The 13242-nt window shown below is 63.8% G+C and carries 13 protein-coding genes; all 13 read right to left on the bottom strand.

Translation table 11 applies throughout. The features are described 5' to 3' along the window. Positions 1-40 precede the first annotated feature (40 nt). The 13 genes from IVB22_RS36990 to tsaB all read right to left on the bottom strand — a co-directional run bounded on the left by IVB22_RS36990 (position 41) and on the right by tsaB (position 13073). The gene (locus IVB22_RS36990; RefSeq protein ID WP_247522055.1) at positions 41-784 is read right to left on the bottom strand and encodes a tRNA (guanine(46)-N(7))-methyltransferase TrmB; all 744 of its coding nucleotides are present in this window, start codon (positions 782-784) and stop codon (positions 41-43) included. Next, entirely contained in the window at positions 781-1908 is a 1128-nt protein-coding gene (locus IVB22_RS36985; RefSeq protein ID WP_247522054.1) for a M20 family metallopeptidase, read from the bottom strand. The genes IVB22_RS36990 and IVB22_RS36985 overlap by 4 nt, the downstream gene beginning before the upstream one ends. Before the next feature lie 99 nt (positions 1909-2007). Next, positions 2008-2424 carry a helix-turn-helix domain-containing protein gene (locus IVB22_RS36980; RefSeq protein ID WP_247522053.1) on the bottom strand — a complete coding sequence of 139 codons (417 nt, stop codon included), beginning with the start codon at positions 2422-2424 and terminating at the stop codon, positions 2008-2010. A 240-nt stretch (positions 2425-2664) separates the two neighbouring features. Continuing rightward, positions 2665-4251 carry an apolipoprotein N-acyltransferase gene (gene lnt / locus IVB22_RS36975; RefSeq protein WP_247522052.1) on the bottom strand — a complete coding sequence of 529 codons (1587 nt, stop codon included), beginning with the start codon at positions 4249-4251 and terminating at the stop codon, positions 2665-2667. A gap of 20 nt (positions 4252-4271) precedes the next feature. After that, positions 4272-5390 carry a hemolysin family protein gene (locus IVB22_RS36970; protein ID WP_247522051.1) on the bottom strand — a complete coding sequence of 373 codons (1119 nt, stop codon included), beginning with the start codon at positions 5388-5390 and terminating at the stop codon, positions 4272-4274. A gap of 1 nt (position 5391) precedes the next feature. Further along, a complete protein-coding gene (gene ybeY / locus IVB22_RS36965) occupies positions 5392-5895 on the bottom strand; it encodes an rRNA maturation RNase YbeY (protein ID WP_374207827.1) in 504 nt (167 codons plus the stop codon). 83 nt (positions 5896-5978) lie between these two features. Next, a complete protein-coding gene (locus tag IVB22_RS36960) occupies positions 5979-7034 on the bottom strand; it encodes a PhoH family protein (RefSeq protein ID WP_247522050.1) in 1056 nt (351 codons plus the stop codon). 4 nt (positions 7035-7038) lie between these two features. Beyond that, entirely contained in the window at positions 7039-8457 is a 1419-nt protein-coding gene (gene miaB / locus IVB22_RS36955) for a tRNA (N6-isopentenyl adenosine(37)-C2)-methylthiotransferase MiaB (RefSeq protein ID WP_247522049.1), read from the bottom strand. Between the two features lie 134 nt (positions 8458-8591). Further along, a complete protein-coding gene (locus IVB22_RS36950; protein WP_247522048.1) occupies positions 8592-10622 on the bottom strand; it encodes a glycosyltransferase family 39 protein in 2031 nt (676 codons plus the stop codon). Between the two features lie 67 nt (positions 10623-10689). Beyond that, positions 10690-11379 (bottom strand): HAD family hydrolase, encoded by a 690-nt coding sequence (locus IVB22_RS36945; protein ID WP_247522047.1) that lies wholly within the window; start codon positions 11377-11379, stop codon positions 10690-10692. A 4-nt stretch (positions 11380-11383) separates the two neighbouring features. After that, on the bottom strand, positions 11384-11833 hold the full coding sequence (locus IVB22_RS36940; protein WP_247522046.1) for a Fur family transcriptional regulator: 450 nt from the start codon (positions 11831-11833) through the stop codon (positions 11384-11386). A 53-nt stretch (positions 11834-11886) separates the two neighbouring features. Beyond that, complete coding sequence (rimI, locus tag IVB22_RS36935; protein ID WP_247522045.1) at positions 11887-12372, bottom strand: ribosomal protein S18-alanine N-acetyltransferase; 486 nt, start codon at positions 12370-12372, stop codon at positions 11887-11889. Beyond that, positions 12369-13073, bottom strand: coding sequence for a tRNA (adenosine(37)-N6)-threonylcarbamoyltransferase complex dimerization subunit type 1 TsaB (gene tsaB / locus IVB22_RS36930; RefSeq protein ID WP_247522044.1), 705 nt, complete (start codon positions 13071-13073; stop codon positions 12369-12371). Before tsaB ends, rimI begins: the two co-directional genes overlap by 4 nt. Between the last annotated feature and the right edge of the window lie 169 nt (positions 13074-13242).

The following is a 13242-nucleotide window of genomic DNA, read 5'->3' as shown; positions in this document are numbered from 1 at the left end:
CGCGTTTGTCGCAGGCAATGACGGACAGAGATCGTGCTCGCTACCCCACCCGCCGAAACCGCAAATACGCCGCCACCCGTCTCTCGCGCTCGGCTTTGCGGCCGTAGCGCGTCATGGTGTAGCCGTCCCACGGTTGTCGCCAGTCGGTGGCGCGTTCGGCGGTCCAGAGAAAATCGGAGCTGCGCATCAAATGCGCCAGCGTCCAGGCGCAGTAATCGTCGATGTCGCTGACGAAACGAAACTCGCCGCCGGCTTCGATGATGCGCGCCATCGCGTTGACCGTTGCGTCCTGCACGAAGCGCCGCTTCCAGTGGCGCCGCTTCGGCCAGGGATCGGGATGGATCAGGTCGATCCGCGCCAGCGAACGCGGTGGCGCCCAGGCCAGCAATTCCGCGGCGTCGCCGGCATAGAGGCGGATGTTGCCGATGTTGCGGGCCTCGATCTGCGTCAGGATCTTGGCCATGCCGTTGACATAGGGCTCGCAGCCGATGAACCCGATGTTGGGAAAGGCTTGTGCCTCGGCGATCAGATGCTCGCCGCCGCCAAATCCGATTTCGAGCCTGACATCGGAGGTGTCGCCGTCGAACAGCTCGGCAAGCCGTGCCGGCGCGGGCGCCCCGATGTCGAGCGCCAGATGCGGCAGCAGATTGTCGATCAGGTCGGCCTGATGGATGCGGAGCTTGTGACCCTTGCGGCGGCCGAAGAACGAGCCGTGCGCATGTGCAGATGCGCCATCATCGGGCGGTGCGTCGCGGTCGCCGGTATCGCGCGGTGCTGATATCATCGCAGCGTCTGGTACAGCCGATACAACAGCCGCGCCCTCGGTTCGATCGAGGAGATGTACATCTGCTCGTAATGGGTATGCGCGCCCTTGCCGTCGACGCCGAGCCCGTCCAGCGTTGCGGTATGCGGCGCGGTGAAATTGCCGTCGGATCCGCCACCGGTCGCCGTGTCGACCAGATCAAAACCGATCTCCGCCGCTATCGTTTTGGCATGCTCGTAGAGCGCGGCGCCGGCATTGCTCTTTTCGTACGGCGGACGATTCAATTCGCCGATCACCCTGACGGTGACGCCCGCGGTACGCGATTTCAGATTGAGGATTTTCGCCGTGAGCTCGTCGGAATCTGAAATCGTCGGCACGCGCAAATCGACCTCGGCATAGGCCTCTTCCGCAATCACGTTCGGTCTTGTGCCGCCTCTGACGACGCCGACATTGACGGTGATGCCGCGCGCAAGATCGTTCATCGCCTCCAGCGTTTGGATGACGTTGCCGAGTTCGCGGATGGCGCTGCGGCCGTCCTCGGGTCGAGTGCCGGCATGCGAGGGCACGCCCTTGATGAAGACCTCAAAGCGCCCGACGCCCTTGCGCCCCGTCACGATCTTGCCGCCATCGCGCGCCGGCTCCGTGACCAGCACGTATTTCGCCTTCCGTCCCTCGGCCTCGATCAGCGCGCGCGAGGTCGGGCTGCCGATCTCTTCATCCGAGACATAGAGCTGGGTGATGCCAAGCGACGGCCGCGCGCCATCAGTGCAAACCTGCCGAAACGCATGATAGGCGAGATAGGCGCCGCCCTTCATATCGTAGATGCCCGGGCCGAAGGCGCTGTCGCCCTCGATCTTGAACGGCAGGCGCTCGACAAAGCCAAGCGGATGCACCGTATCGAGATGGCTCAGCACCAGGATTCCCGGTGCGTCCTGCCCCCATGACGAGCGCGCCACCAGATGATCGCCGCAGCCGGCGTGACCGGTGATCCGCTCCACGGTTGCGGGCAGGCCGCGATAGCCGTCAGCGACGAGGTCGGCGAGCTTGTTGACCTGCTCAGGTGCTTCGGTCGGGGTCTCGATCTCGACCCAGCGGCGGATGCCCTCGAGGATCGGATTGGCATCGAAGGGATTGGCTATCGTCATGTCGTATCCGATACAGCGTCATTCCAAGATGCGCAATTTCGCACCGGGAAATGATGGCATATTCCAGAACACGAAATTCTCAAACCGGCGCGGATGAAATCAGCGCGGATCGGGGCCGTCGCGCGAAGCGATCTGCTCGACCAGTTCGACGATCGAGCGCCGCATTTTGGAATCGCCGATGCGCGTGAACGCGCGCGTCAGAGCGAGACCCTCTGATGTGGCGAGGAAATCGGACACGTAGGCCGGGGAGGCGCCTTCGGCGAAGCCGTTGCCATTCACCGCGCCGCTCGGCCCGCCATCGAACAGAAACGACACAGGTACCTGCAATATTTCGGATATCTGCTGCAGGCGGCTGGCGCCGACCCGGTTGGTGCCTTTTTCGTATTTCTGAACCTGCTGGAAAGTGAGGCCGAGCGCTTCGCCCAGTTTTTCCTGGCTCATGCCCAGCATGATGCGACGCATCCGGACGCGGCTGCCGACATATTTGTCAACCGGATTGGGCGCTTTGGTGGACATCTGCATCGCTCCTGAGATCGCGCGCCGGGAATGAGGCAGTGGAAGGGCTATGCCCGCCGTGACCGTCATATCCTGCTCGAAGGATCGGGTAGAATTGCGGGACGATCTGAGCAATGAAGTGACTGGTTGTTGTTCTTGGCTTGCAACCGCAGAAAGCGAATCGCAGGCTGTCTGTCAACTGGTGGAACCGCGCAGTCGGCGTTTTTTAGTAAACCAGTGACAACCTGTGACGCGAAAATCTCAGGCAGCGCGTTTCGCTGTGCGGCGTCGGAAGACAAGCAGGAGTGCGGCGGCCACGATGATGGCGGCCGGGATATCTCCAAGGCGAGCATAAATCGTCGGCGGCAGCGCCGACGGCAGGCTGGCATCCAGTACGCCTTCGATGCCGAGGCCGAGCCGTGCGACAATACGCCCCGAGGGATCGATCACCGCCGAGATGCCGGTGTTGGCAGCGCGCACCATCGGCAGCCCTTCCTCGATCGCACGCAGCCGCGCCTGCTGCAGGTGCTGATAGGGACCCGTCGAATTTCCGAACCAGCCGTCATTGGTCAGGTTGACGATCCAACCGGGGCGATCGTCACGCGCTGCCACATTTCCAGGAAAAATCGCTTCGTAACAAATCAGCGGTAGCGCGCGCGGCGCGTTCGGTATCTCCATCGCGTGGCGCCGCGTGCCCGGAATGAAGCCGCCATGCACCTTTGTCAGCTGCACGAAGCCGAGCTTTTCCATCCACTCCTGAAACGGCAGGTATTCGCCGAACGGCACCAGATGCAGCTTGTCGTAGACCGACAGCACGCCACCGTCATGGTCGATCACATATATCGAGTTATAGGCACGGCTGACGCGGGCGCCGGGCGGACCGTCGGGGGCGCGCACCGAACCGGTGATCAGCACCGTGCCTTTGGGCAAGAGCTCGGCGATCTGCGCCATCGCGTCCGCTTCCCGCGTCAGGAAGAACGGGAAAGCCGATTCCGGCCAGATCAGGATCTGCGCGTCGCGTACGCCGGTGGATTGCGGTCCCGAAGCGCGGTCGGAAAGCGTCAGATATTTCTGCATCACCTCCGCCTTGGCGCCGTAGTTGAATTTGACGTCCTGCTGCAGGTTCGGCTGCATGATGCGCAGCTTGACCTTGGTCATCTCGGTCGGCTGCAGCGACAGTCGCACGGCCCCGTAGACGCTCATCGCCATCAGCAGCGACAGCGCCGCCACCGGCGCGATCCAGGGCTTTCGGCCGCGCGAAGACCCGTCGATCAGCACTGCCGGGCTGGCAAAGATCGCGACGCTGAGGAAAGTCATGCCCCACAGCCCGATCACCGATGCGGTCTGCGCCAGCGCCAAGGGTTCCGACAGCGCGTAGCCGAAGGCATTCCACGGGAATCCCGACAGCACATAACCGCGCAGCCATTCGCCGGCCGTGAGCCCGATCGCGAGCGCCAGCACCCGCGAAGCATCCCGCGTCCAGATCAGGCGCGCCAGCGCGAAGCCGAGCGCCGGAAATAAGGCAAGGTAGGCCGGCAGGCCGAGCACCGCGAACGGCATCAGCCAGGCAAAGGTCGGCGCATCGACCAGGAAGGCGTTGCCGGTCCAGTAAAGCCCGGGCACGAAATAGCCGAGTCCGAACCAGAAGCCCGACATCGCCGCCGCGGGCACACCGCGCCGTCTTCCGGCCGCCGCTCCGTCGATCAGCCAGACCACGACCGGAAAGGTCACAAACAGCACCGGCCAGGCATTGAACGGCGCCATCGCAAGCGCCGACATCGCACCCGCGACGAGCGCGATCGCCGCACGCCTCCAGCCCCAGGCCAGGATGATCGAGAGTCCCGCCATGCGGAATTTGCTGGTTGGAATCACTGCGAGCCGGCTCCATCGCCGGGGGGCGGCGGCGTATTATCATTGGTCGGCGGCACGTTGGTATCGGGCGCGGCCTCGCGGCGGCTTCGCTCGCGCGTCACGCGCGTCGCCGGGCGCTCCTTCCGAATCCCGATCCGCAGCCGCTTGACCCGCCGCGGATCGGCATCGAGCACCTCGATCTCGAAATTGCCGGGGCCCGCAATGACTTCGCCGCGCACCGGCAGACGGCCGACCTGCGCCACCAGATAACCACCCAGCGTCTCGACTTCCTCGCCGGCCTCGCCGGTGACGAATTCCTCGCCGATCATCTTGCGGGCATCCTCGAGGCTGGCGCGGGCGTCCGCGATGAATGCATTGTCGCCCTGCCGGACGATCGACGGCGGCTCGTCGCTATCATGCTCGTCGTCGATCTCGCCGACGATCTGCTCGACGATGTCCTCGATCGACACCAGCCCGTCGGTGCCGCCATATTCGTCGACCACCAGCGCCAAATGGATGCGCGAGGCCTGCATCTGCGCCAACAGGTCGATCGCCCGCATCGACGGCGGCACGAACAGCAGCTTGCGGATGATGTTGGCTTCCGCCAGCGGCAATGCGAGGTCGACGGCGCGCAGGTCGAGGCCCGCCGGGAACGGCTTCTTGCGCTTCGGCTTGGTGGTGTCGCCTATCCGCGCCTTCGAGGTCATGAACGCCAGCAGGTCGCGGATGTGAACGATGCCTTCGGGGTCGTCGAGGGTTTCGTTGTAGACCACGAGCCGCGAATGCGCCGCGCTTTCGAACAGGCTCATTAGTTCGCCGAGCGGAATATCCCGCTTCACCGCGACGATGTCGGCGCGATGCACCATCACGTCGGCGATGCGCCGCTCGTTGAGGCCGAGGATGTTGCGCAGCATGGTGCGCTCGATGGCGGAAAAGCCGACCTCGTCCGGCGTGGAGGCGTCGAGCACGACCTGGAGATCGGCACGAACCGATCCCGCCCTCCAGCCGAACAGCGTGCGGATCGCCCGCAGCAGCCAGTTGTCGGCGGCCGGGCGCAGCACCTCGCCTTCCTTCACCACCGCCGGCAGGTTGGGCGTGTCGCGCGGATTGTCCTGTATTGGGTCGGAGTCCGGCATTTCAGTCCACCCGCTCCCGGCCAGAATACGGGTCGGGAATACCGAGCTGCGCGAGAATCTCCCGTTCGAGACCTTCCATGGCTTCGGCGTCGTCGTCGTTCTCGTGGTCGTATCCGATCAAATGCAGAAAGCCGTGGACCGCAAGATGGCTGAGGTGATGATCGAACGGCTTCTCTTCGTCATCGGCCTCTTTCCGCGTGGTCTCGTAGGCGATGGCGATGTCGCCAAGCATGCGCGGCGCGTCGCGAGGTGCGCCCGCGGTCGGCTGCAGCGCCGGAAACGACAGCACGTTGGTCGGCTTGTCGATGCCGCGCCAGTTATTGTTGAGCGTGCGGATGCCGGCATCGTCGGTCAACATGACGGCAAGTTCCGCCTCGCCGACATCGGCATCGGCGATTTCGGCCGCGGCATTGATGGCGCGATGGATCACTGCCTCGGCTTCCGGCTCCGTCTGCCAGCAATCGGCGACGACGAGAACCTCGGTGAGGGGAAGGGCGGACGACACGGGCGTTCCAGCGCTTTGCATTTCAGAGTTGGGGTTACGGCCGCGGCCTGCCTGCAGCAGGTCCACGGCCGAAGATTGTTGGGTCAAGATTTTCCGGTCGCCGGTTTCTGCGGCAACCCCTCATAGGCGGCGACGATCCGCGCCACCAGTTCATGGCGAATGACGTCTTCCGCGGTAAATTTCACCTGCGCGATGCCCTCGACGCCGTCGAGCAGCTTGACGGCTTCGGCAAGCCCCGACGCCTGCCCGTTCGGCAGGTCGACCTGCGATGGATCGCCGGTAATGATCATGCGGCTGTTCTCGCCGAGCCGGGTCAGGAACATCTTCATCTGCATCGAAGTCGTGTTCTGCGCTTCGTCCAGGATGATGACGGCGTTGGTCAGCGTGCGCCCGCGCATGAACGCCAGCGGCGCGATCTCGATCTCGCCGGCCTGCAGCGCGCGCTCGACGATGCGCGAATCCATCAAATCGTACAGAGCGTCGTAGATCGGCCTTAAGTAAGGATCTACCTTTTCCCGCAAGTCGCCGGGCAGGAAGCCGAGCCGCTCGCCGGCCTCGACCGCGGGCCGCGACAGGATGATGCGATCGACTTCCTTGCGCTCGAACAATTGCGCGGCATGCGCCACCGCAAGCCAGGTCTTGCCGGTACCCGCGGGGCCTACGCCAAACACCATCTCGTGGCGTTTCAGCGCACGGATGTAGGAATCCTGCGCCGCGGTCCGTGCCCGCACCGGACGCTTGCGTAAATTGATGGTCTCGAACGACGATTTGGCGGTCTTGGCGTCGTACTCGAACAGCGAGCCCTGTGCCAGCACGGCGCGGATCGCGCCTTCGACTTCGCCCTGCGAGAGATCGTGACCTTGCAGAGCCTGCGCATAGAGCGTCTCCAGCACGCGCCGCGCGGCGTCGCAGCCGTCGCGGGAGCCGGCGATGGTGATGTGGTTGCCGCGGGAATCGACGACGATGCCGAGCCGCCGTTCGACCAGCGCCAAGTTTTGGCCGTAGGGGCCGACGAGCGCGGAAGCGGCGCGGTTGTCGTCGAAGTCGATGACGACCTGGGTCTCGGGCGGAATTTGCATGTCGCGGTCAAATTTGCGGCTGGGAGCAAGTGAAGGTGAATCCGATGCGCTTTTTGGCAAGGGTTCAGGCTCCCTGAGTTTCTTGAGAAGAATTGGACATGGTTGAAAGTGTTGAAGAGACTGGCTGCGCGGCTGCGCCGGCGAGTTCGCCGAGCAGGCTGTAACGCTCGAGGCTGTCGATTTTGACCGGCAGCACCTGTCCGATGATGTCAGGTGAGGCAAAGACATGCGCGGGCTGCAGGTACGCGGTGCGGCCGACGATCTGGCCGGGATTGCGGGCCGCGCGTTCGAACAGCACATCGACGGTGTTGCCAATCATGGCCTTGTTGAAGGCCGATTGCTGGCTGTCGATCAATTCCTGAAGCCGCACCAATCGCTCGTCCATCTCAGCCGCTGACACCGTCTCCTGCATGTCCGCCGCCGGCGTGCCGGGCCGTGGCGAATATTTGAACGAATACGCCCCAGCGTATCCGATTTGCATGACAAGCGCGAGGGTCGCGGCGAATTCTCCCTCGGTTTCGCCGGGGAAGCCGACGATAAAATCCGAAGAAAAAGCAATATCTTGGCGCGCGGTACGGAAACGGTCGATGACGCGCCGATAATCATCGGCGGTATGCTTGCGGTTCATGGCAGCCAGGATCCGGTCGGAGCCGGATTGCACGGGCAGGTGGACGAACGGCATCAGCGCGGCGAGATCGCGATGCGCCGCGATGAGCGAATCGTCGACATCGCGAGGATGGCTGGTCGAATAGCGCAGCCGCACGATACCCTCGATTTCGGCAAGCCGATGCAGCAGTCTGCCCAGCGGCCACGTCCGTCCGTCGGGACCTTCACCGTGATAGGCGTTGACGTTCTGTCCAATCAGGGTGATCTCGCGCACGCCGCTATCGGCGAGCCGCTTCACGTCGTCGACGATCTTCGCCACCGGGCGCGAGACTTCCGCGCCGCGCGTATAGGGCACCACGCAGAAGGTGCAGAACTTGTCGCAGCCTTCCTGCACGGTGACGAAAGCGGAGATGCCGCGCGCGCGGATCGCGGCCGGTTTGGGGGCCGGGAGGAAGCCGAACTTGTCCTCGACCGGGAATTCGGTCTCGAGCGCACGGCCTTCGCTCTTCGCGCGTGCCAATAGCTGCGGCAGATGATGATAGCTCTGCGGCCCGACCACGACGTCGACCGTTGGCGCGCGGCGGATGATCTCCTCGCCCTCGGCCTGCGCGACGCAGCCCGCGACCGCGATCCGCATCTCGCGTCCGTTCCGTGCAGCCTCATCCTTGGCGACGCGCAGCCGCCCGAGTTCGGAGTAGACCTTTTCGGAGGCCTTTTCGCGGATATGGCAGGTGTTAAGGATCACCAGGTCCGCATCCTCGGCGCTGTCGGTCTCGACAAAGCCCTCGGGAGCCAGCGTATCCACCATGCGTTGCGCATCGTAGACGTTCATCTGGCAGCCATAGGACTTGATATGCAGCTTGCGCGGCGGCTTCATGGAACCTGAGTGCGGGTGGAAAGGCGCCTGACGGCGGCTGGAGCTCAGATATAGCCTAAATGGCCAAAAAGCCAGAGTTGGGCCTGTCATTCCGGGTTCGAGCTGCGCATGGCCCCGCGGAATGACGGGCAGGCTCAGTTCGCCTTGCCCCACAGGTCGAACAGTTCGGGCGGCGGAACCTCCACCCATTCGTTGCCGAGGTTGATGCGGTAGGGGGTGCCGGCTGATGCGGACAGGCGCCACAATTTTGGATCGACGGGGCGGCCATTGGCGCGCACCCATCGCGCGATCGGATCGAGCGCCGCCGCCTGCTTTGCTGGCGCCAGGGTAAATCCGCCGAGCATCACGAAGCGCAGTTGCCTGTCCGAGGCCAGCCGTTCGATGTCGGAAGGCGTCAGAATCGGATCGTCGCCGAGATATCCGCCGATCGCCATGACGGGCAGGCCGGTCGAGATGATGAGCGGAGCGGCGACGTTGGCGTTGGGGACCGCGACGAGAAACTTTGCGGCCTCGCGATGGGCGATCAGGTAACCGGTGAGCTTCTGGCGGGCGGCTTCCAGCCGCGATGTCCTCAGTGTCGCACGCTCGGTATCCGGCGGCGCGAGCAGGGCGGTCATGTTGGCGACCGGCGCTGCGATGTTGGGGCGTCTCAGGACGACGCTTGCGGTGGTCAGGATCGGCGCCACGAGCAGCGCGCCGATGGAAGCACCGGCGAACAGTTTTGCGAATCGGCTGCCCTGCTGCGGCAATGCATAAAGGACACCAGCGCAAATCGTGGCGATCGCGATCGACGTCAGCCATGTCAGGCTGAGCCAGTCGGATCCGATTCCCTCGGACTGCGCCATGCAGAGATAGATTTGCCAGGCGGCCGTGGCCACGATGATCAGCGGCAGGTATATCCGCCCCTGCTTGCCCGCTTTCCACCTCGACCAGAGCGCGGCGACGGCGATGCCGGAAAACACGGCGAGCGGCGGACCAAGCACGGCGACATAGTAGGTGTGGATCAATCCGCCCGCAAAGCTGAGCACGATCCAGTACATCACGAGCCAGCCGGTCCACACACCGGCACTGATGCGGCGTGACACGGGCGTGCCCGCGCCCCATGCATCCGACCAGGCGAGAACAAGGCCCGCGAGCGCGAGCGGAAGCAGCCAGGCGAACTGTGCCGCGGCTCTTGGCCGAAACAGGCGGAGAGGGCCTGTCGGCGAATCGTCGGTCATAACAGGCTGCCGGACTTCGGTGGTTGCCGGCGCCGTCTCGCCGGAGGCGGCGGGCGAGGAGATTGCCGGATTGCCTGCGGGCGCGGACATCGCAAGGAAGCGGGCCGCGCCATTGTGCACCAACGCGAGCTCCAGCATCGAATTGTGTTTGGTGCTGCCCGCATAGGGCCGATTCTGGGGCGGCGCGAGATCGAAGAAGATCGCCCATGACAGCGCGACGGCAACGAGGATGATGCCGGCGATGGCTTGTCGCTGAACATGCCAGGTGACGGGAGCGCCCGGCCGGGCAAGGCTGAACGTCAAGGCCAGTACCGGAGCCAGCACCAGCGCAGCTCCCATCTTGACGTTGAAGCCTATGCCGATCGCCGTCATCGCGGCGCAGAATGTCGTGAGCCGGCCAGTTTCGGCTGCGCGCATCCCCAACCAAACGGCGGCCAGCAGCACCAGGATGAGACAGCTCTCGGTATTGTTCGACCGGTCGACGGCCACATTGATCGGGCTGCACGCGAGCGACAGCGCGGCGATAGCCCCAGCCGTCCCGCCCCAATATTTCCGCACCAGAATGTAAACGACGAGAATCGCGGCCAATCCCGCCATCACCTGGGCGGCCATGATCGAAAGCGCGCTAAAACCGAGCAGCTTGGCGCTGGCGACTTGCAGCCAGATCGCCACGGGCGGCTTGTCGATGGAAACAAAGCCTGCGGGATCGAACGAGTTGAAGATGAAATTGTGCCAGCTATCGAGCATGCTGCGCACGCCCGCGGCGTAGTACTGCCTTCCAAAATCGTTCTGCGAAAGCTGCCAGGTCCGCGCAAGCACAGCCACCGCCGCAACGATCGAGAGCGGCAAGGCTGCCTTAAAGATCAAGGCCGTCTTCAACATCTGGCTGTCGGGTGATTTCAGGATGCGCCGCTCCCCTCGCGCAGGTTCGCCTGAAACTATCACCTGCGGGTTCCGCGCCCAGTTAACTCGCGGCAAGATTGACGCCGGACTTCAACCAAGCGATGCGGGACTAACCAGCCTTTCGACCGATGCGTGCAATCAGATCGGGCAGTTGCCGCATATCGTCGAAGATCATGGCCGCTCCGGCGTCATGCAGCATCTCGGCATGGCCCGGCTGACAATGGCTGCCGCCGTGGAAACCGAGCACGGTCATCCCGGCGGCGCGGCCGCCGGTGACACCAGGAACGCTGTCTTCGATAACCAGGCACTGGGCCGGTTGCACCTTCATCTGTTCGGCGGCGAACAGAAACAGATCGGGTGCCGGCTTGCCGCGGCTGACCTGCGTAGCGGAGAAAATATGCGGCGCGAGTTGGTCGTAGAGGCCGGCGCAGCTGAGGCCGTGGCGAATCTTTTCGGGCGTCCCACTGGAGGCGACGCATTTGGGCAGGCGTATCGCGCCAATCGCCTCGCCGACATGCGCGATCGCCTGCAAATCGCCCTCGTAAAATTTCAGCGTGGCTGCGTTCACCTGTTGTTCGAAGTCATCAGGCAGCTTCCGGTCGATCTCGCGTTCGATCATTTGGCGCGCCTCGCGTTCAGACACGCCGAGAAAGCGAACGAGCACCTGTTCGGAAGTGATCGGATAGCCATGACGCGTCAACGTCTCAGCATGTGCGCGGCATGAAATGACTTCGCTGTCGACCAGCACGCCGTCGCAGTCGAAGATGATCAGATCGAAGTTCGGATTTGAGTTTTGCACGCGATCAGGATTTATCTTCGTCGAGCGGGACGCAATACAGTTCCAGCCGGTGATCGACCAGCTTGTAGCCGAGCTTGCGGGCGATCTCGGCCTGCAATTTCTCGATCTCCTCGGAGGTGAACTCGATCACCTTGCCGTCGCGCAGATTGATCAGATGATCATGATGGCTGTCGGGCATCTGCTCATAGCGCGCCCGGCCCTCGCGGAAATCGTGCCGCTCGATGATCCCGGCGTCTTCGAACAGTTTTACGGTGCGATACACCGTCGAGATCGAGATCTTGTCGTCCACCGCAACACAGCGCCGGTAAAGTTCCTCGACGTCGGGATGGTCGACCGAATCGGCCAGCACGCGCGCGATCACGCGGCGCTGTTCCGTCATGCGCATGCCGGTGGCGGCGCAGCGGGCCTCGATGCCGGTATTCTTGTGCGCAGGCGGGGATTTCAGTACGGGCATGGTCTCAGGGCCTAGGGACGTCAGGTCGGGGGTCTTTTGCCACCGCCCGCATATTACGACAAGTCACGCCGCATCAGAAGCGCATTCAATTGATCGCCGCCCGGCTGCTGATAATAGCGTTCCCGACGGCCAATGACCTCAAATCCGGCCCATTCATACAGGCGCCGCGCCGGCTGATTATTTTCTTCGACCTCGAGGAACACCTTGCATACGCCGCGGCCCGCGAGATGACCGAGATGCGTCAGCAACAGGTCGCGCGACAAACCACGGCCACGTTGGGTCGCATCGATGGCGATCGACAGTAACTCCGCCTCGTCGGCCGCCATGCGCGACACCGCAAAGCCGATGACCTTGCGTCCCTGTCTGAGCCGGTGAACGAGCGTATTGCGCTCGGTCAGCATGACCTCGAATTCGCCTTCGCCCCAGCCGCGGTGAAATGATGCGCCATGCAGTTGCGCCAGACGCGCCGCGTCGCGCGGACTGGCCGGTTCGATCACGGCCGTGCCGCCGCTCCACCAATCGGAGAACCATGTCATCATGATGCCGGCGGCTGCGCGGCGCCGGCCAGCGGATCCTTCGGCGGCTTGGCATCGGGCGCGCGCAGATAATAGGGCCGTGCCGGTGAGCTCTCGGGACTGACCGCGGCGCCGAGCCATGCCACCCAGGCGATATCGGGCGCGGCCTGCTGATCGATCTTGAAGGGCGGCGGCGCGTCGGCCGGCCAGCGGTCGGCCAGAATCGTCGCCGCATTGCCGACCAGGTGTGGCGCATCGGGACCGAAGCGTGCAGCGTCGAGAACTTCCGCGATCGGCGCCACCTTCGGCTTGATCAATGAACGGCCGTCGCCGGCCAGCACCTGGAAATAGACGTGATCATGCCGCGCATCTATCGCGGTGATGACGGGATGCTGTTCGTCGTTCTCGCTGACCATGGGGGCGGCAAACGCGGTCAATGTCGTCACGCCGACGACCGGCTTGCCGGCGGCGAGCGCAATGCCACGGGCGGCGGAAAGGCCGACGCGCAATCCGGTAAAGCTGCCGGGACCTGTCGTCGCGGAGATGCGGTCGAGCGCAGCAAAGGCAACGCCGGACGCCTTCATCACGCGGGCGATCAGCGGCATCAGGGCTTCGGCATGACCGCGCTTCATCGGCTGCGATTCCTGCGCGAGGACGCCTGCGCTGGTGTCGAGCACGGCCGCGGCGCAGGCATCAAGCGCGGTATCGATGGCGAGGATGAGCATCAGGCTACCCTATAGCGTTTTCGAGCGAAGTGGACACCGGTTCGCGTCAAGAAAACGCGTCAAAACAAGAATCTAGAGCCCGGTTATGATTCAATCAGGACCGAAAAAGAGCTCTCGAGATTCCCATACTGATTGGAAGATTTCTTCCCCGGTTTTGCGCCGGTCCGGC

Origin of the sequence: Bradyrhizobium sp. 190 (assembly GCF_023073415.1) — a bacterium.
Classification (GTDB): domain Bacteria; phylum Pseudomonadota; class Alphaproteobacteria; order Rhizobiales; family Xanthobacteraceae; genus Bradyrhizobium.
Note: the sequence above shows the minus strand (reverse complement) of the source record. Positions and strands in the feature narration are given on the sequence as shown.